We start from the raw sequence: 25735 nt of genomic DNA, 5'->3' as shown, positions 1-25735 counted from the left end.
GCGTTCCGATGGCACATCAGGGGGACGGATGGCCATAGGGGAGGCCGGTCCGGGCTCGGCGCGCTCTGGCTCGCAGTCGAAGAGGCTGGAAGAGGTCATGCGCGGCCGGCTCGGCCGGGAATGTGTGTACGTGCCGTCGTGCAGGTTCGGGCTGTTCGTGGCGTTGCGCCACTGGTGCCCGCCCGGCGGCAGGGTGTTGATGTCGCCGGTCAACGACGACGTCATCTTCTTCGTGGTGCTCGCGGCGGGGCTGCGCCCGGTGCAGGCGCCGCTGAACCCGCTCGACGCGTCCATCGACACCGGTGCCGTGCCCGACGAGGTATGGGGCTCGCTGTCCGCCGTACTGACCACGAACCTGTACGGCAACCCGGATCCGGCACCGGAACTGCGGGCCCGCTGCGATGCGTTGGGCATCCCGTTGTTCGAGGACGGGGCGCACGCCATCGGCAGCGAGGTCGGCGGTCGGCCGGTCGGCGCCTGGGGCGATGCGTCTGTTTTCAGCCTTTCCAAGCACGTCGGCGCCCAGACGGGGGGCATCCTCTCGCTGGCCGACCCGGGCCGGAGCGCAGCGGTGCGGGAGGCCTGCGCCGAACTGCTCGCCCCACGCCGGATGGCGTCCGAACTCACCTATGCGGTGCGGCCTTACGCGGAGGCCGCCGTGCGGGGGCTCGGGCTGCGCCGGGCGGCCTGGGCCGCGATGGGGCTGTTGGGGCTGACGGAGCGTGAGGGGATCCGCATGCCACTGCGTCCGGACGCGCTGGCCGACGCCGTGCGCTCCGCCCCGGATCTGGCCGCGCACGATCCCTGGGTCAGGGTCGACATGCACGACTACCGGCTGGAACCCGGCCCCGTGCGCCTGCGCCGGGTCCGGCGCGGGCTCGGGCGGCTGGACGACGTACTGGCGGCCTCCCGCGCGGGTACGGAACTGCTGCTGTCGACGCGGTGGGCCCGGCCGCGTCCGGGCGGTGCGGCGCAGCCGCTGTTCCGGGTGCCGCTGCTCGTGGCGGACCGGGACGCCGCGATCGAGGCGCTGGCACGGCGCGGCATCGTCGTCGGCTACCTCTACGATCCGCCCCTGGACGACTACGCGGGAGCGGCGTTCACGGACATGTCGCCCGCGCCCGAGGGCGCTCGCTGGTTCGCGCGGCACGCTCTGCCGGTGGACCCGCTGCGGGCACGGGAGGCCGTCGAGGTGCTGGAACGGTCCGGGGCACGGCCGGCCGAGCCGCCCGAGGCACGGGCCGAACCGGAGGCGCGGGCCGAACCCGAGGCACCGGAGGGGCCGGAGGGGCGCGGGGCGGTACGGCCGGGGAACACGGCGAGAGGGTTGGGGCCGCCCCGTGACTGAGATCCAGGTGCACGAGCCCGCCGTGGTGCGCAGCGGCGGCGGCCCCGAACCTGCCGACCACGAACCCGGCTCCGACTCGCTGTTCAAGAACGCCTACTTCCTGATGCTCAGCACCGGCGTGTCCGCGGTCCTCGGACTGGGCTTCTGGCTCGTGGCCGCGCGCTACTACGCCGAGGAAGCGGTCGGCGAGGGCTCCGCCGCCATCGCCGCGATGCGGCTGCTCGCCAGCATCACCGCGACCACGATGATCGGCGCCGTGGTCCGCTTCGTGCCGCGTGCCGGCCGCGAGACCGGGCGCCTGGTGTGGGGTGTGTACGGGGCGAGTTCGCTGGTCGTCGCCCTGGCCGCGGGCGTCTTCCTGCTCACGCTGGATCTGTGGGGCGCGTCGTACGAACCCCTCGGCACACCGCTGGCGGGCGCGCTGTTCGTCGCGGCGTGCGTGGCGTGGGCGCTGCTCACACTGCAGGACGGGGTGCTCACGGGCCTGCGGAAGACGGAGTGGGTGCCCGTCGGGAACGCCGTCTTCTCCACCGGGAAGCTGGTCCTGCTGGCCGTCTTCGCGAGCGCGCTGCCGGTGCTGGGCATCTTCGTGTCCTGGGCCGTCGCGATCGCGTTCTCCACGCTGCCGCTCGGCTGGCTGATCTTCCGCCGTCTCATTCCGCGCCAGGCCGCCGCCGACCGTGACCGGGAACCGCCCAAGGTCCGGGACATGGGCCGTTTCCTGGCCGGAGACTCGCTCGGCGCCCTGTTCAGCCTGGCGATGATCAACCTGCTGCCGGTGATGGTCGCGGTGCGCTTCAGCGCCGCCGACAACGGCTACTTCTACGTGGCGTACACCGTCGGCGGCACCATGGAGTTCATGGCCATCAACATGGCCTCGTCGCTCACCGCCCACGCCTCGCACGACCCACGGCAACTCACGGACGGCGTCCGGGGGGCACTGCGCCGGATGGCTTTGCTGCTGGTGCCGGTGGTGCTGGTGCTCGTGGTCTTCGCGCCGCAGATCCTCACCCCGTTCAGCGCGGACTACGCCGAGCACGGCTCGGCCGTGCTGCGGCTGCTCGCGCTCGGGGCGCTGCCCCGGGTGGTGGTGGAGCTGTACATCGGGGTGCTGCGGGTGCAGGGGCGCACCGGTGTGCTCGCCGCCCTCCAAGGGGCCATGTGCGTGCTGGTACTGGGCAGCGCGGCCGTGCTGTTCAGCCCCGCGGGGATCGCGGGGGCCGGGTGGGCGGTGCTGATCAGCATGACGTTGATCGCCGTCGTCTCGGTCTTCGGACTGCGGTCGGCGCTGCGCGGCACGCGCGGCGGGTCCCTGGAGCAGGACGGGCCGGACCGGGCCGGCCGGGCCCCCGCCAAGTCCGCCTACGGCACCCGCTGGGCGAAGCTGAACGCCACCGCCGGGTACGGCACGGGTTGGGCCCGCCGGGCCGTCTACGAGGACAGGGAGGATTCCGGGCAGGGCGGCGACGACACCGTCACGTTGTTCATCGGCCGCCCCGGTTACGAACGGGAGGCGCTCCAGGCGGACACGCTGGCGTTCATCGTGCGGTCCCGCCCCGCGGACGCGCAGGCGCCTGGGGACGCGGAGGAGGACACCGGTCCCGGGGCGGGGGAGGGGGGCGGGGAGCCGCCCACTCCACGGGACGCACCGGGCCGGGACGACGAACCGCGTGAGCCGGAGGAGCACGAGGAGCAGAAGAAGTACGAGGAGCCGGAGGAGTACGAGGAGCCAGAGGAGCACGAGGAGCCGGAGGAGCAGAGGGAACGGTCTGCGGGAGACGCGCCGCGGGACGGCGTGGAGGACGCTCGCCCCGTCTGGTCCGGCGCACACCGTGTGGTCCCGTCGTCGTCGACCGGTGACGAGACCGAGCGGCGCCTGCGTGACGTCCTCTGGGTGCTGCTCGGACTCGCCACCGTCGTCTTCTGGGTGTCGGTGCGCTCGCTGCCCTGGTTCGGCGGATCCGGGCGGGAGGAACCGGGGGAACTGACGGGGCGCCTGTTGCTGGAAGGGCTGCCGCTTTCGGCGCTCGCCGCCGGGGGAGTGCTGCTCCTGGTCTTCGTCGCCTCGGTGACGCTGTGCACGCGACCCGACCCCTGGCTCCCCGGCGCCGCGCTGGGCTCCGCCCTGCTCGCCCTGTACGCCGCACCTGTCACCCTCGGCTGGCAGCCAAGGCCGTTGGACGGGGCGTTGTACTCGCAGACGGCCACATTCCTCGCGGACGCGATGGGACTCGCCGGCCCCGAGCCCCTGCTGCGCTGGACACCGCCGGTCTGCCAGTTGCTGTGTCTCGTCCCGCTGTGGCTGTTGTCGGCGCGCGCGGGCAGCAGGCCGTCCTGGCCGGGACGCTGGGGGGCGCTGTATCTCGTCGCCGTGGCCGGCTGGGTGTGGCGGGACGCGCTCGCACCGGCGGCCCCGCCCCTGCTCGCCGGGCTGCTCCTCCTGCTGCCGCTCCTCCACCTTCCGCCGCTGCGCCGTGCCGTGTCGGCGACGCGCCCGCCCGACCGTGGACAACCGAACGGCTGAACCGACGACCGACCGAAACGACCGACACGTTCCGGAGCCGAACCGCCAGGGGGGAACCACCGTGCGTCCGCCAGCCACTCCACGCGAGAGAGCCGTGTCCGAGCCCGCGCCCGAGAGCACACCGGCGTCGGTCGCCCCCGCTGAACCGCATGCGCGGGCCGAGTCACGGACCGATGCGCGGACCGATCCTTCCTCGGAGTCGTCGACCCCCGCCCATGAGCCCGTGACGGATCTTTCCGACCTGCCGCCCCTCTGGTCCGTGCCCCGTGTCCTCGCGCTCCGGCCCGCGGTACCGCTGGTGACGGCGCTGGCGCTGTGGCTGTACGCGGTCCGGCACACCGACGTGTCGCACCTCGACGACTACGGACTGGTCACCGCGCTCCACCCGACCTTCTGGGCCGGTCTCGCCGTACTCACCGCCGGCTTCTGGTTCACGGCCCGCGACCGGCGGCGGCCCGGCGGCTGGCCGGCCGCGTACGTGCTCGGCCTGCTGGTGATGGAGCGGGCCACCCAGGCCGTGCTCTACCCGACCCCGCTGTACGCCTGGGCGTGGAAGCACGACGGCGTCGTCGACCACCTGCTGACGGCCGGCGGACTCCAGAACGCCGACCGGATCGGTGACATGGCGGTCTACGACCAGTGGCCGGGCTTCTTCGCCGCGCAGGCGGCGTTGGTGCGGCTGCTGGGCGTGGAGTCGGCGGCGATGTACATGGCGTGGTGGCCGCTGGCGTCCAACCTGATGCTGCTGCTCCCGCTGCTGCTGATCTACCGCACCTTCACCGAGGACCGGCGACTGATCTGGACCGCGGTCTGGCTCTTCTACGTCGCCAACTGGGTGGGCCAGGACTACTTCTCCCCCCAGTCCGTCGCCTTCGCGCTGCATCTCGGCGTGCTGGCCGTGGTGCTGCGCAGGTACGGCCGTTCCGGCGCGGACGGCGGGCGGCGCGGGCAGGCCGTCTGGACCGTCCTCGTCACCCTGCTGGTGACGGCGATCGTCATCTCGCACCAGCTCACACCCGGCATGCTGGTCGTGTCACTGCTCGCGCTGTGGCTGCTGCGCCGCCACCGGGACTGGGTTCCGGTGGCCACCACGGTGGTCATCTTCCTGGCCTGGTGTCTGACGGCCGCGCTGCCCTTCCTGTCCGCCGCGCTGCCGGACATGATCCGCGCGGTGGGCGACATCGGCGGCAACGTCGAGACGGGGTACGGCGCCACCCCGACCGGCACCGGGGCGGTGGCGACCTCGTGGGCGGCCCGGCTGCTGTCGGGTTCGGTCCTGCTGCTGGCGGCGATCGGAGTGTGGCGGCAGCCCGTGCTGCGGTACCGCGCGATGCCGTTGCTGGTGATCGCGGCGGCGCCGCTGCCGATGTTCGTGGCGAGCAGCTACGGCAGCGAGATGATCTTCCGGGTGCTGATGTTCATGCTGCCCGGCGTCGCCTTCTTCGGCGCCGCCGCACTGCTGCCCAAGGTGCGTACCCTCGCCGCCACCGAGGCGGCGGCGGAGGCGACGGCCGAGGCCCGTCGGAAGGGCGAAGCCCGTGCGCGCCACGGCTTCGGCTTCCGTACCGGCTTCGGCGTCCGGGTCTGGGGCCCGCTGCTGGTGCTGCTCGCCGGGACCCTGGCGTTCGTCCCGAGCTACTCGGGCAAGGACAGGATCAGCTACTTCCCGCCGCAGGAGGTGGCCCTGGTGCGGCAGCTCTTCGACGAGGCGCCCGAGGACTCGCTGGTCGTCGCCGCCAACCGCAACTACCCGCTCGCCTACGCCTCGTACGGGAGTGTCGACCACTACTGGTTCCTCGAGGACGACCGGAGGCACGTCGACGAGATCGTGCGGGACCCGGCCCGCACCCTCGCCACCGACATGGCCGGGGTGGAGCGTCCCGCTCGGGCCTACTTCCTGTTCACCCGGAGCCAGTTGGCCAACTCCGAGATGAACGGGCAGCTCACCGGGGCCCAGCTGGACCGTGTCCGGGAGTCCGTCGCCGCGTCGTCGCGGTTCCGGCTGGTGGCAAAGACCGGTGCGGGAGTGGTCTACGAGCTGAGACAGGGGGAGGCCGGAGCGGGGGAAGACAGAACAGGGGAAGACAGAGCAAGGGGAGACGGAGCAGGGGAAGCCGGAGCAGAGGGGGCGGAGCGATGACACCGCAGGACTTCGTGATCAGGATGCTCCCGCCGTTCGGCGGCTGGCTGGCGCTGGCCGCGCTCGCCCTCCCCGGCGGATCGCCGCTGCGGGGTGCGGCCGTCGTCGTCTTCCTGGCGGCGGGGCCCGGCGCCGCCCTGGTCGGCCTCTGCGGTCCAGCCCTGCGCATACGCGCGGCGCGGGGACCCGTCGAGCGGCGCGCCCCCGACTTCGCCCGCCACTCCGACCTGCTGGAACGACTGATGCTGGTCGTGTTCGTCAGTATCGGCGCGGTGATGATCGTGGCGACGGTGCTGATCGCCACCCATGCCTTCAGCGCGCAGCGCGTGCTGTTGGCCCTGACGCTGCTGACCACGCTCGCCGCGTTCTTCCCGCGGCTGCGTGCCTCCCCGCCGAGGACACGGAAGGGTTCCGTCCTGTGAGGTTCGCCCGTCCCTTTCACCGTTCAGCCGCCGCCCTGCACCGCGCCCTGCACCGTGCCCGGCGCTCCACCGGCACGAACACCACCGCGCGCCCGGGGCCCGGCCCCGGCACCGGTCGGCACCGCACACCCGGAACCGGACCGGCCGCGAACCGCCGGCGGCCGTTGATCACCTCCGCCGTGGTCGTCTGCGCGGTGCTGGTCGCCGTGCTCGCGCTGCGCAACGCCTCCGGGCCGTCCGGCTCGGAGCCCTCCGGAATGGGCGAGGAGTGCCGGCCCACGGAGTTGCTCGAACCGCCGTGCGGCGCCTGGTTCGGGGCGTTCGTGCCGCACGAACGGGCCGACCTGGGGGACAGGGTGAAGGCCTACGAGCGACGAGTGGGCCGCAAGCTCGACATCGTGTACACGTACCACGACATGTCCCTGCCCGAAGGCACCCGCAGGGAGGGGCAGTTGCTGAGCCCGGAGGAGCAACGGGTCGGCAAGGACCGCATGCTGCTGCTGTCCTGGGAGAGCAAGTGGTGGGGCGGCACGAAGGGACAGCAGCCGACGTGGCAGGAGATAGCCGACGGCGACCTGGACGCGACCGTGATCGACGTCCAGGCCCAGCGCGTCAAGGACTACGGGCAGCGCACCGGGAAGAAGGTCTTCCTCTCCTTCGACCTGGAGATGGACACGCGCACCCCGGACAACGGCACGCCGGCCCAGTACGTGAAGGCGTACCGGCACATCCACGACCGGTTCCGGGAGTTGGGCGTGGACAACGTGGTGTGGACCTGGATCATCACCGGGTACCTGAGTCATGGTGACCTGTTCAAGGGGATGTACCCGGGGGACGAGTACGTCGACTGGATCGGCTACAACCAGTACAACTACTACCGCTGCCACAGGACGAAGTGGCTGACCTTCGAACAGACCCAGACGGCCACGCACGACTGGATACGCGCGAACATCTCCGCCGGCAAACCGCTGATGCTCTCCGAGTTCGGCTCGGCGTCCGACGACTCGCGGCCGGAGCGGCAGGCCGAGTGGTATGCGCGGGTACCGCCCGTACTGAAGGGGCTGGACGGGGTCAAGGCCGCGCTCCAGTGGAACCACCGTGATCCCGGACCGCACTGCGATCTGGCCGTGGCCAACGAGGCGGCGTGGGAAAGCCTGCGCGAGGTGGTGTCCGACCCGTACCTGAACCAGCCGACGAAGTGACGTGACCGGGCGGTCGCCCCGACACGGCCGGAGCGACCGCCGCAGCGACGGCCGGGGCGACTGCCCGGTCCGTTCAGCCCGCGAACTCCGGTCCGCGCAGGGCCGCTCGGGCGTGCCGGTACCAGCGCCAGCCGATCGTCTTCGGGCCGTCGCGGTAGGGGGCGACCCGGGCGCCGCCGCCCGCCAGCCAGGCGGCGACGTCGGCGACGGTGTGGCCGCGGCGGACGATGAGGCGGGCGATGCGGTAGCGCTCGTCGCGGTCCGAGCTGAGCGCGTGCCGTACCGCGGTCGCCGTCTCGTAGCCGGCGCGGGACGCCATGGCCCTCACCCGAGGGCTGTTGTAGCCGTGCGGGTAGGCGAGGTGGGGGACAGGATGGCCGAGAGTGTCCTCCAACACGGCCCTGGAGTCGACCAGTTCGGCGCGCAGCCGCCCGGCGGTCAGTGTGTCCAGTTGGGCGTGGCTGACCGTATGGCTGCCGATCTCCATGCCGGAACGTTCCAGCGCCGCCACCCGGTCCAGGGTCATCATCGGCGCCGGCGGGAGCAGGCTGCGGCCGCCCGGGGTGATGGCGCCGGTGGTGAGGTACGCGGTGGCGGGCAGGGCGCGTTCGGCCAGTGCCTCCGCGGTGGGGCCGGGCAGGTCCGCGAAACCGTCGTCGAAGGTGAGGAGCACCGGCCGGGGCGGCAGCGGCGCGCGCCCGGCCAGATGGTCGGCGAGAGCGCTGATGGTGACGGGCGTGCGGCCGCTGTCCACGACGGCGTCCAGATGGGCCGCGAACTCCCGGGGCGTGACGGTGAACTCGGCGATCCAGCCGGGCGGATCGTCCATCACGGCGTGGTAGAGGAACACGGGGATGGCCGCCAGGCCCTGCGACGACGCCGTCATCTCGTGCCCCTCCCAGTCCGGTTCCTTGCCGCCCGCCGGGCTCGCAGGTAGCCGACCGGGCCGTACAGCATCCCCTTGCGCTGCAGACGCGAGAGGCGACGTGGCCATGGATGCGTGCGGGCGTCGTGGTCGCCCGGCGCGGCCCCCCGGTCACCGGGGACACCGCCGTCACCCCCGCCGCCGGTGTCCCGTACGGCGGTCAGCCCGCGGGCGTGGGACAGTCCGCGGGGCACCCGGGCGAGGAACGCCGGCAGCAGCGCGGGCCGGTTGACCAGGATCGCGGTGAGGTAGGCGGTGAGTCCGGCGCCGTAGCCGAACGCCTGGGTCTCCAGGTCGGCCCAGGTCTCCCGGTGGTGGTGCCACACCAGCGCGCCGGGCGTGTAGTGAAGCCTGTGTCCCTGGGCGAGGACCCGGACGAACCCGTAGAGGTCGTCGCCGCCCCGGGCGGGCGTTCCGGCCCCGGTGGCCGGGTCGAAGCCGCCGACCCCGCGCAGCACCTCCGCACGGAACGCCATGTTCGCGCCGGAGCCGAACCGGCCCGCGGTGAAGGGGAACAGCGGCTCGTCGCGGGGCGGGTCCTTCGGGTCGTACGTCGTCGGGGTGAACCCCTTCGCGAAACCGCCGTGGCTCTCCAGCAGGACCTGGGCCGGGGTGCGGAGCCGGGCGGGCAGGATCAGGCCGGTGGCACAGCCGAGCCCGGGGTCGGCGGCGAAGGGCGCGGTCAGCTCGGTGAGCCAGCGGGGGTCGGCGACGACGTCGTCGTCGGTGAACGCGATCACCTCGCCGCGGGCGGCGGCGAGCCCGGTGTTGTGCGCGGTCGCGAGCCCGGGGACCGGCTCGCACACGTACCGCACGCGCTCCCCGTACTTCCGCTCCACCAGGTCACGCGTCTCGTCCGACACGGGCGCGTTGTCGACGACGACGACCTCGAAGCCCGGATGGTCCTGCGCGAGGAGCGAGTCGAGCGCGCGGGCAAGCTGTCCGGCCCGCTCCCGGGTGGCCACGACGACCGAGGTGTGGGGCGGCGGCGGTCCGGCGGCCACGGACCTCTCCGCGCCCTGCCCCTGTCCTCGCCCCTCCGCCGGCTCCTGCCCGTGCTCCCGCCGTGCGAGCGCCGCCAGGACCGTTGCCGGATCGGCCCCCTCCGGCACCTGCCCCAGCAGCGTGCCCACCGGCCGGCCAGCCTGCCTGACCAGTACGAACACCTCTCCGTGCGTCACCGGTGGGCTGCCCGGACCGGGTCTGAGGACGGTCTCCTCACCGTCCAGGTCCAGTTCGGCGACCTGAACCGCTCCGATGTCCAGGAACCGCCGTATCTCCTCCTGCGTACGTGCCGTGCGGGCCACGAGCCCTCCCCCTTCTCATGAACGGTCCTCATGAACGGTCCTCGCGAACTGTCCTTACAAGCGGCCCCTCATGACCGGCGCAGCCGCCCCGCACCCTTCAGCGCCCGCGACGCCAGCGACGCGAGGCGCGGGTGGGCGCGGACGAAGCCGTGCGCACGGCGTACGGGCTCGCGGCGCAGCAGGTGCAGCGCGGCACCCAGGCCCGGACGTATCGCCTCCCCTTCGTAGACGGCGAGTTCGCCCGTCTTCAGCGAGTCCTTGTACTCGGCCGGGCCACGCCCCATGTCGAGCAGGCCGATGCCCTCGCCGGCCGCCGCCTCCGCCATGCGCAGATGCAGCACGAGCCCCGGCGAGTACTTCGCGAACTCCACGTCGTACGCCGGGAACCAGCAGGCCAGGACCGAGGCCGAGCGCAGGCCGAAGTGTGCGGCGACGGGGCGGTCCCCGGCGTACAGGACGGACAGCGTGCCCGTGCACTCCGGTGCCCGGGTCTCGGCCAGGCGGCCCACGAGCCGCGTGATCCACTCCTGCGCGAACCGGTCGCGCCGCCCGGTCCTGCGGTACTGGGCCGACTTCCACTCGATGAGAGCGCGCAGCGCGGCCGGTTCGCGTTCGTCGAAGACGAACCGCACCGGTCCGGCCGCCTGGCGGCCGAGCCTGCGCTCCTTGGCCAGTGTGGTCTTCAGGAACTTCGGCGACTGGGTGCGCAGTACGGACTCATAGGTCTCGTAGCCCTTCTCCACGTCGATGACGTAGGTGGCGTGCTCCTCGGCCGCGTGCGGGACGAACAGGGCCTGGTTCGCCTCCAGGTTGTCGAAGGCGAAGCTCGACACCGAGCAGGCGCGCAGCAGTTCACCGGTCTCCAGGGCGAGGCCCGGACGCAGGACGGCGCCCTGGCAGTCCGACACCCCGAGCCCGATCGCCCTGCCCTGCCCCAGCGCGCCCCGCTCGTAAGGCAGGAAGCCGGCCGGTTCGGCGGACGTCCCCTCGTACAGGACCGCCACCCGGGCCTGCGGCCGCACCCGGGACACGGCGGTGGCGAACTCCGGTTCCATGAAAGGGCTGCGTGGTGCGTCCGTCGCGGCGCGCAGCTCACGCCAGCGTTCCCGCTCCCCCTCGCCGAGCTCCTCGAGCCTCAGCACACGTGTGCGTCCCCTGCTCACCTGACCCCCCGATCAAGTCCCCCTGGACTCTTGGAAGGTACCGCCCGGGACCACCAGGACGGTAGGTAGCGGACCATGTTGTTGCCAAGTGGTGCAGAGGCCTTTAACAGGTCCGTACCCGGTGATGACGGAAGCGGCGGGGCGCGCGGCTGTGGCGAGGCGGACGCGCGGTCGTGGTGAAGCGGGCGCGTGGCGACGGCCCGGCGGTGTGGCGCGAAGGATAAGGGGTGCGGGCGTGCGGACGGAGATGTTCCGGGTGAGGGTGAGTTGTGTGGGCGTGGTGTCCGTATTCTCTGATCATGGCCGCACCCACCGATTGTTCACTCATCGCCACCGACCTGGACGGGACGCTGCTGCGCGGCGACGACTCTCTCTCCGGCCGGTCTCTCGCCGCACTGGCACTGGCGACGCGGGCCGGTGCCCGGCATCTCGTGGTGACGGGCCGTCCGGCGCCCGGCGTGCGGCCGCTCCTGGAGCGGCTGGGGAGCACGGGGCTCGCGGTGTGCGGACAGGGCGCGCAGGTGTACGACGCCGGCGCGAACCGGCTGCTTCACTCCGTCACGCTGGACCGGGAACTGGCGGAGACCGCGCTCGGCAAGATCGAGGCCGAGGTGGGGGAGGTGTACGCCGCGGTCGACCAGGACGGGATCGACGGACTCACCCTGATCGAGCCGGGCTATCGGATGCCGCACCCGACGCTGCCCGCCGTGCGGATCGGGCGACGGGACGATCTGTGGGTCCTGCCGATCACCAAGGTGCTGTTGCGCCACCCCTTCCTGAGCGACGACGAGTTGGCGGCGACGGCGCGTTCGGTGGTCGGTTCGCTGGCCACGGTCACCATGTCGGGACCGGGCACCGTGGAGCTCCAGCCGTGCGGTGTCACCAAGGCGACGGGGCTGGCGCTGGCCGCCGAACACCTGGGGCTGAGCCGGGAACGGACCGTCGCCTTCGGCGACATGCCCAACGACATCCCGATGTTCCACTGGGCGGCCCACGGTGTCGCCATGGCCAACGCGCATCCCGAGCTGAAGGCGGTGGCCGACGAGGTCACCACGACGAACGAGGACGACGGCGTGGCCGTCGTCCTCGAGCGGTTGTTCGGCGGAACGGACGGGGCGGGACGGGGTGGCACGCGCTCCGACACGTGCCGTCCCGGCCTCCGCCCCGACGGGTGACCCCGTGGGCCGGGTGTGCCCCGGTGCGCCCGGACGTCTCAGTAGGCGCCGAAGACGTTGTCGATCGAGCCGTAGCGGTCCGCCGCGTAGTTGCAGGCCGCCGCGATGTTCGCGACCGGGTCGAACGGGTCGAAGGCCGTGCCGGGCACGTGGTACGCCTGGAAGGTCGGGTCGATGACCTGCAGCAGGCCCTTCGACGGGGTGCCGGCGACGGCGTTGGAGTCCCACAGGTTGATGGCCTGCGGGTTGCCGGAGGACTCGCGCATGATGTTGCGGTGGATGGAGTCGTAGCTGCCGGGGATGCCGTGCTGCGCCATGATCGACAGCGACTCGCGGATCCAGCCGTCGAGGTTGTCCGGGTACGCCGTCTCGGTGCCGGCGGCGGCCGGGGCGGACGACACGGGGGTGGCGGGAGCTGCGGAGGCGCTGGTGGCGCCGAACACCGGAAGGGCGATCGCGGCCACGCCGGCGACGGCGAGGGAGCGGACGAGGCGGGTGCGGCCGAAGCGGCGCTGACCGGATGCGGGCATGGCGGGCATGTGTGCGTTCCTCTCCTACGCCTACGAGGTGAGCTGTCGGGTTCGGGCGGAAGAGTGCCCGGCCGCGCCCCTGAGGGCATGGCTTCACCCCGAGCCGTCCCGGTGCGAACCGGTCCGGCGACTTACCTGGGTCCCCCGCTCCTGCCGTGCGTGAGTGAGTTGATCGACGGGTGGCGCGGGCGGCGGCAGGATTCGGCGTCCGCCCGACAGGCCGGGAACGTATGCGAGAGCACATGTCGGGAACAAGTGCGAGCGTCACGTATGACGCCGTTTGATCTTGTCTTGGGCTGTTTGGGGTACTTGATCCTTTGCGGGTGCCAACGGTCAACTCGCGTTCGATGGAAGGGAAAGCGCCCGCGCGGGGAGTCGTGGACGTGTCGGGGTGCGCGTGACCGACCTCACTGGCCGCATCGCGCGGGCGCATTTGCCGCCAAAGGGAATCCATTTGGCAATTGCGGCAAATCGGGCACCAGGACGGGCAGGATGGACCGCGCGCCGAGATGCGGCTCGGGGCACGCCCGGCGCGTGGACGGGATACGTCCGGAAAGTTGGCAAATGTCCCTTGTTGTCAACTGATCGGAAACGATCTGATGGTGATCCGATATCGGAGGGCGCCGTGAGGTGCCGTCCGCGCGTGCTTGGGTGAGTTTGGGGAATGTGGGTGCTGGCGGTGATCGAAACATGACCGGATACGCTGACTCGAGTGATGTCAGCGACCTATCGACAACCAGCGACCTCTCGGTAAACGGTGCAAGACGTCTGAGCGCCAGTGGACACCAGCAGACAGGAGACCCCTCGTGACCGTCGTCGGGCCATTCGGGCTGAGCGTGCGGGACCAGGCTCTGGAAGCCGATGTCCGGGCCGGGATGACGGCTGTCGAGGAAGGGCTGCTCGAGGCCACCAAGAGCGAGGTGCCCTTCATCACGGGTGCCGCCCAGCACCTGGTGCGGGCCGGCGGCAAGCGGTTCCGGCCGCTGCTCGTGATGCTCGCCGCCCAGTTCGGCGACCCCTACGCGCCCGGCGTCGTACCGTCCGCCGTGGTCGTGGAGCTGACCCACCTGGCCACGCTGTACCACGACGACGTGATGGACGACGCGGGTGTGCGGCGCGGGGTGCCCAGCGCGAACACCCGCTGGGGCAACTCCGTCGCGGTCCTCACCGGCGACTTCCTCTTCGCGCGCGCCTCGCACATCCTGGCCGACCTCGGGCCGGAGGCCGTACGGGTACAGGCGGAGGCGTTCGAGCGGCTGGTCACCGGTCAGATCCTGGAGACCGCGGGGCCGCAGGACGGCCGCGATCCGGTCGACCACTACCTGGACGTCCTGGGTGGCAAGACCGGCTCACTGGTCGCCGTCTCGTGCCGGTTCGGCGCCATGATGTCCGGCGCGGACGACACGGTCGTGGACGTGCTGACCCAGTACGGCGAGCGGCTCGGGATCGCCTTCCAGCTCGCCGACGACGTGCTGGACATCGCCTCCGACTCCCACGAGTCCGGCAAGACCCCGGGCACCGATCTGCGCGAGGGCATTCCGACCCTGCCCGTGCTGCGGCTGCGCGAGCGAGCGGCCCGGCTGGGCCTGCCCGAGGACATCGCGCTGTGCGAGCTGCTGGACTCCGACCTCAGCGACGACGGCCGGCACGCCGAGGCGCTGCGACTGCTGCGCGCGCACCCCGCGCTGGAGCAGGCCCGCCGGGACACCGTGCGCTATGCGCAGGAGGCGCGCGCGGTGCTGGCACCGCTGCCGGAGTGCGAATCGAAGACGGCCCTGGTCGAACTGTGCGACGCGGTGGTGCACCGGGCCGGCTGACTCGCCCGCCGCCCCCGACCCCTACTGGTCGGGGGCGGAAACACCTCCTCGTGTCATACCGCAGCAGTACACGGAGTTGAGTCCGGGGTCTGACGCTTCCTCTCGCGGTGTTTGGTCAGATGGACCATGACGGACACCACTCCTCACCGATTCGGGTGAGAATGGCGGCTCAGGGTGTGACCGGTGTGAGGAACACGAGACGCGGGCCGCCGCCGACCACGGAGGTAAGGCACACATGGCACCGTACGAATCCGACGACACGACGACCGCGGGGACGACCCGCGAGCCGGGCTCGGGCCGGCGCAGGGCCGCGCGGTACGTCGTCCCGGTCACGGTGATGGGAGTGGCGGCCGCGACCATCGGGCTCGTCCCCGCGATCGCGAACTCCGGCGACCCGGACCTGCCGGAGATCACCGCCGCGCAGCTCATCGAGAAGATGGCCGAGTCGGACACCGAGCGACTGTCCGGCACCGTGAAGATCACCACCGACCTCGGACTGCCGGACCTCGGCGGCCTGGAGAGCAGCCTGGCCTCCGGCGCCCTGGACCGCGGCGAGGGCGGCTCGTCCGCCGACCCGTCGGCCAAGCTCACCGAGCTGGCCTCCGGTACGCACACCCTGCGCGTCGCGGTCGACGGCCCCGACCGGCAGAAGGTGTCGCTGCTCGAGAGCGCCGCCGAGTACAGCCTGATCCGCAACGGCAAGGACGTCTGGGGCTACGACAGCGCGTCCGACGAGGTCTACCACGGCACCGTCGACGAGTCCGCCGAGGGCGAAAGGGGGAGCAGCCCCCGGCCACGCCGAAGGACTTCGCCGAGGAGGCACTGAAGGCGGTCGACGACACCACGTCCGTCACCGTCGACGGCACCGCGCAGGTGGCCGGCCGCGACGCCTACAAGCTGGTCGTCAAGCCCAAGCAGTCCGGTTCCACGGTCGGTGCGATCAGCATCGCGGTGGACCACCGGACCGGGACGCCGCTGAAGTTCACGCTGACCCCGGCGAGCGGTGGTGCCGCCGTCGTGGACGTCGGCTTCACCAAGGTCAGCTTCGACCGGCCGGCCGCGTCGACCTTCGACTTCACCCCGCCCAAGGGCGCCAAGGTGACCGAGGAGGGCGCCCTGGAGGACGGGAAGAAGGGCGGGGAGCCGACCGGCAAGCCGGAGGGCGCCCCGAAGTCCGAGGAGGACCTCTCCAAGGGGCTCGACGGGCTGAAGGTGCTGGGCGAGGGCTGGAACTCCGTCGCCACCTTCGACACCGGCGCCGAGGGAGGTCTGCCGACCGGCTCCGAGGGCGGTGACCTCGGCGGTTTCCTCGGCTCGCTCGGCGACCGGGTGAAGGGCGAGTTCGGCACGGGCACCGTGTTCAGCACCCGCCTGGTCAACGCCCTGTTCACCGAGGACGGCAAGGTCTACGTCGGTGCCGTCACGAAGGACGCGCTGGTGAAGGCCGCCAACGAGGCGAAGTAACGGGGGAGGCAACGGGGGGAGCGGGTCCCGGGGCGGCGGCACACATCCTGTGCGTGGTCCGGCCCGGAAGCCGAGCATCACACGATCGGGTCAACCCTCCCCCGGGCACGCTCCCGGCAAGCAGTTGACGACCCCACCGCGCCGAGCGCCTGCCGTCGCTCCGCCGCCCGTGCCACGGCGAGCAGCAGCGCCTCCCGCCCGTGCGGCGCCACCAGTTGGAGCCCGGCCGGGCAGCCGTCGCTGCCGAACCCGGCGGGGAGGCTCAGCGCGGGGTGCCCGCTCACGTTGAACGCCCAGGTGAGCGCGGTGGAGTAGACGTCACCGGGCCCCTCGTGGCCGTGCGGCGCGGTGGGCGCCGTGGGCGTCAGCAGCAACTCGGCGTGGGCGAAGAGGCGGGCCAGGCGCCGGTCGTTCGCCACCCGAATGCGGTGGGCGTCGGCGAGGCCGGGGCGGGACCCGCCGGGCGCGCGCAGGGCGAGCCAGGCTGGCGCGGGGTCCAGGAGCAGCGGAGGCTTCGCCGACTGTGCGGGCCGTACGGCCCGCGGGGGCCTCAGGAGCCGTACGACTCCGGCGTCGACGAGCCGGTCGACCGCGGCGCGGGCCAGCGCGACGGGCTCCTCGTCGGGATCGGCGAAGCCGAGGTCGGGGGACCAGATCGCGGTGCGGGGGACGGGCGGCGGCGCTTCGACGGCGGTGGGCGGCGACACCGCCCGCCACCAGACCGCCGCGTCCGCTGCCGTCCGGGTGAGGACGCCGGGTGCCGCGAGACCCGTGCGGTCGGACGACGAGAGGCGGCCGTTGGTGACCTTCAGACCGACGACCCCGCACCACGCCGCCGGGATGCGTACCGACCCCGCACCGTCGCTGCCCGTCGCCAGCGGCACCAGCCCCGCCGCCACCGCGACCGCGGCCCCGGCCGAGGAACCGCCCGGAGTGCGGTCCGCCCGCCACGGGTTGACGGTCCGTCCGCGCGCCCCGCGCCCCCAGGTCTGCCAGGGGGTGCCGGGCCCGGGTACGGCGGTGGCGCCCACGGCGACACCACCGGCCGCGAGCAGCGGACCCGCCGTCCGGAGCCCGTACCGCCCCTTCACGGCGATCGGCACCCCGGCCAGCGGCAGCCACTCACCCGAGCCGGGTGGACCCGCATCGACCCGGGCGTCCACCTCGGCCGCCCGCCGCAGTGCCTCCTCGGCCCACACCTCGGTGAACGCGCACAGCACCGGATCGGCCCGCTCGATCCGCGCCAGCGCCTCCGCGACCACCTCGACGGCCCGCAGCCTCCGCGCGCGCACCGAGGCGACGATCTCCGCCACCGCCTCGGACGGAGCGGCCCCCACCGGTCTCCTCACGCCTGGCTCCTTCCCTGCTCGCGCTGCGGATACGCTGGAGCCGAGATGCGTGAGGACGAAGAGACCGAAGCCGCCGTCGACGGCGACAGTGTGGACACGATGCTGGCCGAGTGGCGCAGCGAGTGGCCCGAACTGGACGTCTCGTCCACCGAGGTGATCGCCCGTCTGATGCGTACGGCCCGACTCCTGGAAGAACGGTTCGTGGCGCAACTGCGCCGCGCCGGCGGCGTGCCCATCGCCAATCTCGGGGATTTCGACGTGCTGCACGCCCTGCGCCGCAGCGGCCCTCACTACGCGTTGACGCCGGGGCAACTGCGCCAGGCGCTGATCGTGTCGTCCGCCGGTCTCACCGGGAGGTTCAACCGGCTGGAGCGGGAGGGCTGGATCGAGCGCGGCCCGTCCCCCGACGACGGCCGAAGCACTCTGGTCCGTCTGACGGAGGAGGGGCGGGCGAGTGTGGACCGCGTGCTGGAAGCGCACTTCGGCCTGGAGCGGGAGGTGCTCTCCGTGCTGGACCCGGAGGAACGCGCGGCGATCAGGGGCAGCCTGCGCAAGCTACTGGTCTCCCTGGAGGACGAGACCCGCTGACGGAACGGCGGCGGGGTGCCGTCAGGGCGCGCCCGACGCCGTCCCCAGGATCACCGCGATGCAGAGACCGATCAGACCCATGGTGACCACGGCCATGGCAACGGCGGTGTCCCGCGTGAACCGGCGGTGGCGGGTCGCGTACTGAGCCTCGACCTGCTGTATGCGCTCCGCGATGCGGCGCGTCGTCTCGCGGGCGTACGCCACCTGCTCCTGGGCGTACGCCTCCTCGACCACGAGGCGCTGGTCCGTGGTGAGGCCGGGCAGCGCCCAGGCGAAATCGTGCGCTTTGCGGTGTGCCTCCAGGCGGTGGGCCTCTTGGTGGAGGAACCCCTCGAGCTGATGCAGGCCGAGAGCGGCTTCATGACGGGCATCCATGGACGGCTCCTGAACGTTCTCGATCCGAAAGGACGACAGAGCGGGCAGAGCCACGGCAATCCTCCATGCGTGCGAGACCTCCGGGCGGTGCGGTACCCGCGGGGCACCGGGACCCGGCCATCACCAAGGTATCTCTCTCGCGAGAGAAATAAATACCGGGGTGTGCGTGACGGCTCAGGAGCTGGTCAGTGCGGACCGACCGCGGTTCACCCGGGTCTCCTCATGCCGGCCGACAGGCGCGGAACCGGGCGGACGGCCGTTGGGACGAGCCTGTGACAACGCGGTGACGTGAGAAACGGGGATATGCGGACAGACTCGTCGGTAGGTTCACGACCCGAATGAGGGGACGATGGCGCGACTCAGCCGCGAGCAGAAGTGGGAACAGCAGCAGGCCGCACGTGCGGCGGACCGTGCGGCAGTGCCGATCGACGTCCATGTCCCCGCCCCTGCGACGGGTGCCGGCTCACGGAAGGCGTCGGTCGGCGGGGTGCTGGTGGTCGCCGGACCCGACGAGGAGGTGCAGCAGGCGGTGCTGAACCGCCTCCACCGCATCGCCGTCGCCTCGGGACACACCGTCCTCGCCACCATCCACGACGAGCGCACCGGGTACGTCGTCCCGCTCCGGGTCGACCCGGACGGTGCCAGCCACTTCGCCGGAGAACCGGTCCCCATGGAGCCGGCAGCGCCGACCCCGGCTCCGATGCAGACCCCGGCTCCGGTGCCGGCTCCGGTGCCCGTGCGCGACAGCGCACCCACCTTCCGGCTGCGGCCGGTGCCCGAGTCGGTGGAAGCCGTACCTCCCGGCACGGTCGTGCCGCCGATGGGCGAGTTCGGCCCGCCTCCACTCATGGACACGAGGCCGCACCCCGCCCCCGAAGCCGACCACGGCAGGCACCCGGCACCCGCTCGGACACCGCGGACGCCTCAGGCACCCCTGATACCTCCGGCGCCCTCAGCCCCTCCCATACCCCCGGCCGGCCGGACGCCGGACCCGCTGCCCTCGGCCGGCCGGACACCACCCCCGGCACCGGGAGCTGCCCCTCCCCCCACCCCCGAACCGGCTGCGGAGGCCGAGCCCGAACCCGCTCTCGCCCCCGACCTCAAGCCGGCCCCGCCCCGAGGTTTCGACGCCGTGGCGGAGGCGGTGCTCGGGGACGAGCCGCCCGCCGCCCCGGGCGAGACCCACCTGGCCGAGCCCATGGGACGGATCAACGAGGCAGTTCGGGCGGGCCGGATCGACACGGCGGCGCGACTGGCCGGGGAGACGGTGACCGAGGCGTCGCGGACGCTGGGGCCCGAGCACCCGGAGGTGCTCAAGCTGCGCGAGCTGTCCGCGTACATCGCCTACCTGGGTGACGAGCCGCTGCACGCCTTCCGGCTCTCCCTCGACCTCGCCGGGATCCACCGCAGGGCGGGCGACGCGGAGGCCGCCTACGGCAACGTCCGCAGCGCGGCCACCGCCTGGCGCGCGGTGCGCGATCCGCTGCGCGGGCTGGAGCTGGGACGCGGGCTGATCGAGCTGTGGACCGAACTCGCCGCCGAGGACGGCCCGGCGGCCGACGAGATCGAGGAACTGGAGTCCGCCCGCTCCCGCATGGGCCGGCTGACCGACCGCGCCCGGCACGGGTGAGTGGGCGTGGACGGAGCCGTTCAACGCGCTGAGGAGCGCTCCGGCCCGGCCTTCGGCGCGTCCACCGCGTCCACGGTGTCCCTGGTGTCCCCGGTGTTCGCCGTATTCACGGTGCTCACCGCTTCCGCCGGGTTCGCTACGACCACCGGGGCCACCGGGCTCATCGCCGCGCCGGCCACGGCCGCCGCCCTCGCGCGCTCGGTGGTGAGTACGCGGGCGGACCGGCGGGCGGTGCGCAGTGCGTCCCAGGTCAGCAGCATGAGCGCCAGCCACACCAGCGCGAATCCGGCCCAGCGCTCGGGCGGCATGGCCTCCTTGAAGTAGAGGATGCCGAGCAGGAACTGGAAGACCGGGGCCAGATACTGGAGCAGCCCCATCGTGGACAGCGGTACGCGGATCGCGGCGGCGCCGAAGCAGACCATGGGGAGCGCGGTGACGAGGCCGGTGGCGGCCAGCAGCACCGCGTGTCCCGCACCCTCGGCACCGAAGGTGGACTCGCCACTGCTGCCCAACCAGAGCAGATAGCCGAGCGCGGGGAGGAACTGGACGGCCGTCTCGGCGGCCAGTGATTCGACGCCGCCGAGGTTGACCTTCTTCTTCACCAGTCCGTACGCGGCGAAGGAGAAGGCGAGGCAGAGCGAGATCCACGGCGGGCGACCGTAGCCGATGGTGAGGACGAGCACCGCCGCGAAGCCGACCCCGACCGCCGCCCACTGCGCGGGCCGCAGTCGTTCCTTCAGCAGCAGGACGCCTATGGCGATGGTGACCAGCGGGTTGATGAAGTAGCCGAGGGAGGCCTCGACGACGTGCCCGGAGTTCACCGCCCAGATGTAGACGCCCCAGTTCACGGTGATGACCGCCGCGGCGACGGCGATCAGGGCCAGCCTACGCGGCTGCCGCAGCAGTTCGCCGAGCCAGGACCAGCGACGTATGACGAGCAGGGCGGCGGCCACGAAGAGCAGCGACCAGACCATCCGGTGGGCCAGGATCTCCATGGCTCCGGCGGGCTGCAGCAGTGGCCAGAAGAGGGGGACGAGCCCCCACATACCGTATGCCGCGAAGCCGTTCAGCAGTCCTGTACGCCGCTCGCCGTCCGACTTCTCGGTCACGGGCCGCCCTCCTTCTCGCCTGACGCGTGTCCGGGCGAGCGACGCTCGCCCGGACGACCGTAACGCCGGACGCCCGGCTCGTCATTCCCATACTGGAATACGGTCATGACGAGCGGGGGCGTCCAGGCCCGGGTCAGGCATTCAGGCCCCGGGTCAGGCCTTCAGTGCGGCGGCGATGGCGTCCGCGATCGGGGTGGCCGGGCGGCCGATCAGGCGGGCCAGGTCGCCGCTGGTGACGACCAGCTCGCCCTTCTCGATGGAGGCGTCCGTGCCCGCGAAAATGGCGGCCACCGGCTCGGGGAGCCCGGCGCCGGTCAGGATGCCGGTGAGCTCCTCGACGGTGACCGGCTTGTAGGCGATCTCCTTGCCGGTCTGGCGGCTCAGCTCGGCCGCGTACTCGGCGAGGTCCCACGACTCGTCGCTGCCCAGCTCGTACGTCTTGTTCTCGTGGCCCTCGCCGGTCAGTACGGCGACGGCGGCCGCCGCGTAGTCGGCGCGCGCGGCGGAGGAGAGGCGGCCCTCACCGGCGGCGGAGACGACCGCGTCGTGCTCCAGCACGGGGGCGAGGTTCTCGGTGTAGACCTCGTGGTACCAGCCGTTGCGCAGCAGGACGTACGGGAGACCGGAGGCCAGCAGGGCCTTCTCGGTGCCGCGGTGGTCGTCGGCGAGCGCGGCGGTCAGCGTTCCGGGGGCGCTGGTGTAGGCGAGCAGGGAGACGCCGGCGGCCTTGGCGGCGTCGATGACGGCCGTGTGCTGTCCCACCCGGTCCGCGCCGACCTCGCTGCTGGAGATCAGCAGCACCTTGTCGCCGGCCGTGAACACGCCGTCGAGGGTTTCGGGGGCGCTGTAGTCGGCGACCGCGATCCGCACCCCGCGCTCCGCCAGGTCCGCGGCCTTCTCCGCGCTGCGTACGACGGCGGTGACCTGCTCGGCCGGAACCTTCTCCAGGAGCTGCCCCACGACGTGGCGGCCCAGGTTTCCGGTGGCTCCGGTGACGACGATGCTCATGATCAGAACTCCTTGTGGGGGGCGTATGGCACTAACCCTAGGAGTTGCGCTAACTAATGGAAAGTACCCACTTTGAAGTAAGGTACTGGCATGACGGTAAGTGATGTGTCCGTACGGGACGGCGAGGGCCGGCGGAGCGAGCGTGAGGCGCTGTGCCCGCACCGCCTGGTCCTGGAGCATGTGACCAGCCGCTGGGGAGTGCTCGTGCTGATCCGGCTCCAGGAGCGGCCCCACCGCTTCAGTGAGCTGCGTCGCGCGATCGGCAGGGTCAGCGAGAAGATGCTCACCCAGACCCTGCAGACGCTGGAGCGGGACGGGCTCGTCCACCGTGACGCCAAGCCGGTGATCCCGCCGCGGGTCGACTACTCCCTCACCGACCTGGGGTGGGAGGCGGCCGAGCAGGTGAGCGCGCTGGCGCTGTGGACCGAACGGCGCATGGACGACGTGCTGACCGCCCGTAAGGCGTACGACGAGGCCCGGACGCTCTGAGGCGTCCGGGCCTCGGGCCCCTGAGGGGCGGGTGGCCGAAGACGGTCAGCCGGCGGTGCTCATCCGACGACCGTCCAGGTGTCGTTGCCCGCGAACAGCGCGCCGAGCTCGCCCTTGCCGTGCTGCTCGACGGCGTTGTCCAACTGCTCGGCCATCAGCGTGTCGTACACCGGGCGGTCCACGGAGCGGAAGACGCCGATCGGGGTCTGGTGCAGGGTGTCCGGATCGGCGAGCCGGGACAGCGCGAACGCGGTGGTCGCCGACGCCGAGTGCGCGTCGTGGACCAGGATCTCCGCCTCGTTCTCCGGCGTCACCGCGACCACCTTCAGATCGCCGGTGGCCCGGTCCCGCACGACGCCCTTCGCGTGGTCGGTGCCGAAGCGGATCGGACTGCCGTGCTCCAGCCGGATCACCGCTTCCTCGGCCTGTCGGCGGTCCTTGAGGACCTCGAAGGCGCCGTCGTTGAAGATGTTGCAGTTCTGGTAGATCTCGACCAGCGCCGTGCCCGGATGGGCGGCGGCCTGCCGCAGTACCTCGGTGAGGTGCTTGCGGTCCGAGTCGACCGTGCGGGCCACGAAGGACGCCTCCGCGCCGATGGCCAGCGACACCGGGTTGAACGGCGCGTCCAGCGAGCCCACCGGCGTCGACTTGGTGATCTTGCCGATCTCGGAGGTCGGCGAGTACTGCCCCTTGGTGAGGCCGTAGATCCGGTTGTTGAACAGCAGGATCTTCAGATTGACGTTCCGGCGCAGTGCGTGGATCAGATGGTTGCCGCCGATGGACAACGCGTCCCCGTCACCCGTGACGACCCACACGCTCAGGTCGCGCCGGGACGTCGCCAGGCCCGTCGCGATGGCGGGGGCGCGGCCGTGGATGGAGTGCATCCCGTAGGTGTTCATGTAGTACGGGAAGCGGGACGAGCAGCCGATGCCGGAGACGAAGACGATGTTCTCCCTCGCCAGTCCGAGCTCGGGCATGAAGCCCTGCACGGCGGCGAGGACCGCGTAGTCACCGCAGCCGGGGCACCAGCGCACTTCCTGGTCGGACTTGAAGTCCTTCATGGACTGCTTGCCCTCGGCCTTGGGCACCAAGGAGAGCGCGTCGACCGCGCCCCTGCCTTCCGTGGACGTCTCAGCCATCGATGGCCTCCTTCAGAGCCGTGGCGAGCTGTTCGGCCTTGAACGGCATGCCGTTGACCTGGTTGTACGAGTGCGCGTCCACCAGGTACTTCGCCCGCACCAGCGTGGCGAGCTGCCCGAGGTTCATCTCGGGGATCACCACCTTCTCGTAACGCTCCAGGACCTCCCCGAGATTCCGCGGGAAGGGGTTGACATGGCGCAGATGGGCCTGGGCGATCGCGCCCCCTGCGCCCCTGATGCGCCGTACGGCCGCGGTGATCGGCCCGTAGGTGGACCCCCAGCCGAGGACCAGCACCCTGGCGTCGCCGTCCGGGTCGTCGACCTCCAGGTCGGGGACCTCGACGCCGTCGACCTTCGCCTGCCGGGTACGCACCATGAAGTCGTGGTTGGCCGGGTCGTAGGAGATGTTGCCCGTGCCGTCCTGCTTCTCGATGCCGCCGATCCGGTGCTCCAGACCCGGGGTGCCCGGGACCGCCCACGGCCGGGCCAGGGTGTGCGGGTCCCGCTGGTACGGCCAGAACACCTCGGTGCCGTCGTCCATCGTGTGGTTGGGGCCGCGGGCGAACCGCACGCTCAGATCCGGCAGCTCCTCCGTGTCCGGGATGCGCCACGGCTCGCTGCCGTTGGCCAGATAGCCGTCGGAGAGCAGGAAGACCGGGGTCCGGTAGGTCAGCGCGATCCGGGCCGCCTCCAGGGCCGCGTCGAAGCAGTCGGCCGCCGTGCGCGGCGCGACCACCGGGACCGGGGCCTCGCCGTTGCGCCCGTACATCGCCTGGAGCAGGTCCGCCTGCTCGGTCTTGGTGGGCAGGCCCGTGGACGGGCCGCCGCGCTGGATGTCCACGATCAGCAGCGGCAGCTCCAGCGACACCGCGAGACCGATCGTCTCGGACTTCAGGGCCACACCGGGGCCGGACGTCGTCGTCACGGCGAGCGACCCGCCGAAGGCCGCGCCCAGCGCGGCGCCGATGCCGGCGATCTCGTCCTCGGCCTGGAAGGTCCGCACACCGAAGTTCTTGTGCCGGCTCAGCTCGTGCAGGATGTCCGAGGCCGGCGTGATCGGGTACGACCCCAGGAACAACGGCAGGTCCGCCTGCCGGGAGGCCGCGATCAGGCCGTACGCCAGGGCCAGGTTGCCGGAGATGTTGCGGTACACGCCCGGCGGGAACGCCGTGGCGGCCGGGGCCACCTCGTAGGAGACGGCGAAGTCCTCCGTCGTCTCGCCGAAGTTCCAGCCCGCCCGGTACGCGGCGATGTTGGCCGCCGCGATGTCCGGCTTCTTGGCGAACTTCGAGGTCAGGAACTTCTCCGTGCCCTCGGTGGGCCGGTGGTACATCCAGCTCAGCAGCCCCAGCGCGAACATGTTCTTGCTGCGCTCGGCCTCCTTGCGGCTGAGGTCGAAGTCCTTCAGCGCCTCCACCGTCAGGGTCGTCAGCGGCACCGGATGGAGGCTGTAGCCGCCGAGCGAACCGTCCTCCAGCGGGTTGCTGTCGTACCCGACCTTCTGCATCGCCCGCTTGGTGAACTCGTCCGTGTTGACGATGATCTCCGCGCCGCGCGGCAGATCCCCGATGTTCGCCTTCAACGCGGCCGGGTTCATCGCGACCAGCACGTTCGGCGCGTCACCGGGGGTGAGGATGTCGTGGTCGGCGAAGTGGAGCTGGAAGGACGAGACACCCGGCAGGGTGCCGGCCGGGGCGCGGATCTCGGCCGGGAAGTTCGGCAGTGTCGACAGGTCGTTGCCGAACGACGCCGTCTCCGAGGTGAAGCGGTCACCGGTGAGCTGCATGCCGTCGCCCGAGTCCCCCGCGAACCTGATGATCACCCGGTCGAGGCGACGGACGTCCTTCGCTCCCGCCGGTTTGCGCTGCTCTCCCAGGACTGTTCCGTCGGCCTGCTCCGCTGGGCTGCTGACCTGGCTGGTCACTGAACTGGACCTCCTCGAGGCGCTGTCCGGGACCGGCCCTCCCGCAGGCCGTCCCTGGATCAACCCTACGTCCGTAAGGGGCGCCTTCCTCAGGTCATTCGCATCTT

Annotated in this window: 20 protein-coding genes, 1 pseudogene and 1 riboswitch; of the genes and pseudogenes, 11 read left to right on the top strand and 10 right to left on the bottom strand. The window is 71.9% G+C overall.

Annotated elements, in window-relative coordinates; genetic code table 11:
* The first annotated feature begins 97 nt into the window (after positions 1-97).
* The 5 genes from AC6F7H_RS10470 (at position 98) to AC6F7H_RS10450 (ending at position 7636) form a co-directional block, all read left to right on the top strand.
* Positions 98-1348 (top strand): DegT/DnrJ/EryC1/StrS family aminotransferase, encoded by a 1251-nt coding sequence (locus AC6F7H_RS10470; RefSeq protein ID WP_500761739.1) that lies wholly within the window; start codon positions 98-100, stop codon positions 1346-1348.
* The gene (locus tag AC6F7H_RS10465; protein WP_500756716.1) at positions 1341-3872 is read left to right on the top strand and encodes a lipopolysaccharide biosynthesis protein; all 2532 of its coding nucleotides are present in this window, start codon (positions 1341-1343) and stop codon (positions 3870-3872) included. The genes AC6F7H_RS10470 and AC6F7H_RS10465 overlap by 8 nt, the downstream gene beginning before the upstream one ends.
* A gap of 223 nt (positions 3873-4095) precedes the next feature.
* Positions 4096-6012: a glycosyltransferase gene (locus tag AC6F7H_RS10460; RefSeq protein ID WP_500756715.1), complete on the top strand. Its 1917-nt coding sequence runs from the start codon at positions 4096-4098 to the stop codon at positions 6010-6012.
* Positions 6009-6434, top strand: a complete 426-nt coding sequence (locus AC6F7H_RS10455) for a hypothetical protein (protein ID WP_500756714.1) — start codon at positions 6009-6011, stop codon at positions 6432-6434. Before AC6F7H_RS10460 ends, AC6F7H_RS10455 begins: the two co-directional genes overlap by 4 nt.
* Entirely contained in the window at positions 6431-7636 is a 1206-nt protein-coding gene (locus AC6F7H_RS10450) for a glycoside hydrolase family 26 protein (RefSeq protein WP_500756713.1), read from the top strand. Before AC6F7H_RS10455 ends, AC6F7H_RS10450 begins: the two co-directional genes overlap by 4 nt.
* A 73-nt stretch (positions 7637-7709) precedes the next feature.
* Here the strand turns inward: AC6F7H_RS10450 and AC6F7H_RS10445 are convergent, their stop codons facing one another.
* The 3 genes from AC6F7H_RS10445 to AC6F7H_RS10435 form a co-directional block, all read right to left on the bottom strand.
* Positions 7710-8522: a polysaccharide deacetylase family protein gene (locus AC6F7H_RS10445; protein ID WP_500756712.1), complete on the bottom strand. Its 813-nt coding sequence runs from the start codon at positions 8520-8522 to the stop codon at positions 7710-7712.
* A complete protein-coding gene (locus tag AC6F7H_RS10440) occupies positions 8519-9868 on the bottom strand; it encodes a glycosyltransferase family 2 protein (RefSeq protein ID WP_500756711.1) in 1350 nt (449 codons plus the stop codon). The genes AC6F7H_RS10445 and AC6F7H_RS10440 overlap by 4 nt, the downstream gene beginning before the upstream one ends.
* 68 nt (positions 9869-9936) lie before the next feature.
* Positions 9937-11010 carry a GNAT family N-acetyltransferase gene (locus tag AC6F7H_RS10435; protein ID WP_500756710.1) on the bottom strand — a complete coding sequence of 358 codons (1074 nt, stop codon included), beginning with the start codon at positions 11008-11010 and terminating at the stop codon, positions 9937-9939.
* Positions 11011-11330: 320 nt separating this feature from the next.
* Here AC6F7H_RS10435 and AC6F7H_RS10430 point away from each other — a divergent pair, with 320 nt between their 5' ends.
* A complete protein-coding gene (locus AC6F7H_RS10430; RefSeq protein WP_500756709.1) occupies positions 11331-12206 on the top strand; it encodes an HAD family hydrolase in 876 nt (291 codons plus the stop codon).
* Between the two features lie 38 nt (positions 12207-12244).
* On the opposite strand, the gene AC6F7H_RS10425 is transcribed toward AC6F7H_RS10430, so the two are convergent.
* Positions 12245-12736, bottom strand: a complete 492-nt coding sequence (locus tag AC6F7H_RS10425; RefSeq protein WP_109377639.1) for a transglycosylase SLT domain-containing protein — start codon at positions 12734-12736, stop codon at positions 12245-12247.
* Between the two features lie 12 nt (positions 12737-12748).
* Positions 12749-12912: riboswitch (cyclic di-AMP (ydaO/yuaA leader) on the bottom strand.
* A gap of 630 nt (positions 12913-13542) precedes the next feature.
* On the opposite strand from AC6F7H_RS10425, the gene AC6F7H_RS10420 reads away from it, so the two are divergent.
* Both AC6F7H_RS10420 and AC6F7H_RS10415 read left to right on the top strand, forming a co-directional pair.
* A complete protein-coding gene (locus AC6F7H_RS10420; RefSeq protein WP_500756708.1) occupies positions 13543-14553 on the top strand; it encodes a polyprenyl synthetase family protein in 1011 nt (336 codons plus the stop codon).
* Positions 14554-14788: 235 nt separating this feature from the next.
* A pseudogene (locus AC6F7H_RS10415) lies at positions 14789-16017 on the top strand (LolA family protein).
* 77 nt (positions 16018-16094) lie between these two features.
* Here the strand turns inward: AC6F7H_RS10415 and AC6F7H_RS10410 are convergent.
* Positions 16095-17366 carry an amidase gene (locus tag AC6F7H_RS10410; RefSeq protein ID WP_500756706.1) on the bottom strand — a complete coding sequence of 424 codons (1272 nt, stop codon included), beginning with the start codon at positions 17364-17366 and terminating at the stop codon, positions 16095-16097.
* A 45-nt stretch (positions 17367-17411) separates the two neighbouring features.
* Between AC6F7H_RS10410 and AC6F7H_RS10405 the strand changes: the two genes are divergently transcribed.
* Positions 17412-17954: a MarR family winged helix-turn-helix transcriptional regulator gene (locus AC6F7H_RS10405; RefSeq protein WP_500756704.1), complete on the top strand. Its 543-nt coding sequence runs from the start codon at positions 17412-17414 to the stop codon at positions 17952-17954.
* A gap of 21 nt (positions 17955-17975) precedes the next feature.
* On the opposite strand, the gene AC6F7H_RS10400 is transcribed toward AC6F7H_RS10405, so the two are convergent.
* Positions 17976-18329: a hypothetical protein gene (locus AC6F7H_RS10400; protein WP_500756703.1), complete on the bottom strand. Its 354-nt coding sequence runs from the start codon at positions 18327-18329 to the stop codon at positions 17976-17978.
* A gap of 349 nt (positions 18330-18678) precedes the next feature.
* Here AC6F7H_RS10400 and AC6F7H_RS10395 point away from each other — a divergent pair, with 349 nt between their 5' ends.
* Entirely contained in the window at positions 18679-19959 is a 1281-nt protein-coding gene (locus AC6F7H_RS10395) for a tetratricopeptide repeat protein (protein WP_500756701.1), read from the top strand.
* A gap of 20 nt (positions 19960-19979) precedes the next feature.
* On the opposite strand, the gene rarD is transcribed toward AC6F7H_RS10395, so the two are convergent.
* Positions 19980-21068: an EamA family transporter RarD gene (gene rarD, locus AC6F7H_RS10390; RefSeq protein WP_500756700.1), complete on the bottom strand. Its 1089-nt coding sequence runs from the start codon at positions 21066-21068 to the stop codon at positions 19980-19982.
* A 153-nt stretch (positions 21069-21221) separates the two neighbouring features.
* Entirely contained in the window at positions 21222-22076 is an 855-nt protein-coding gene (locus AC6F7H_RS10385; RefSeq protein ID WP_500756699.1) for an SDR family oxidoreductase, read from the bottom strand.
* Between the two features lie 90 nt (positions 22077-22166).
* Between AC6F7H_RS10385 and AC6F7H_RS10380 the strand changes: the two genes are divergently transcribed.
* Positions 22167-22565, top strand: a complete 399-nt coding sequence (locus AC6F7H_RS10380) for a winged helix-turn-helix transcriptional regulator (protein ID WP_500756697.1) — start codon at positions 22167-22169, stop codon at positions 22563-22565.
* A 59-nt stretch (positions 22566-22624) separates the two neighbouring features.
* Here AC6F7H_RS10380 and AC6F7H_RS10375 read toward each other — a convergent pair whose 3' ends face one another.
* Positions 22625-23704: a 2-oxoacid:ferredoxin oxidoreductase subunit beta gene (locus AC6F7H_RS10375; protein WP_500756695.1), complete on the bottom strand. Its 1080-nt coding sequence runs from the start codon at positions 23702-23704 to the stop codon at positions 22625-22627.
* Positions 23697-25628: a 2-oxoacid:acceptor oxidoreductase subunit alpha gene (locus AC6F7H_RS10370; protein WP_500756694.1), complete on the bottom strand. Its 1932-nt coding sequence runs from the start codon at positions 25626-25628 to the stop codon at positions 23697-23699. The genes AC6F7H_RS10375 and AC6F7H_RS10370 overlap by 8 nt, the downstream gene beginning before the upstream one ends.
* Between the last annotated feature and the right edge of the window lie 107 nt (positions 25629-25735).

The organism is Streptomyces sp. MMS24-W38 (assembly GCF_059889265.1).
This window is presented reverse-complemented; position numbering and strand designations above follow the sequence as displayed.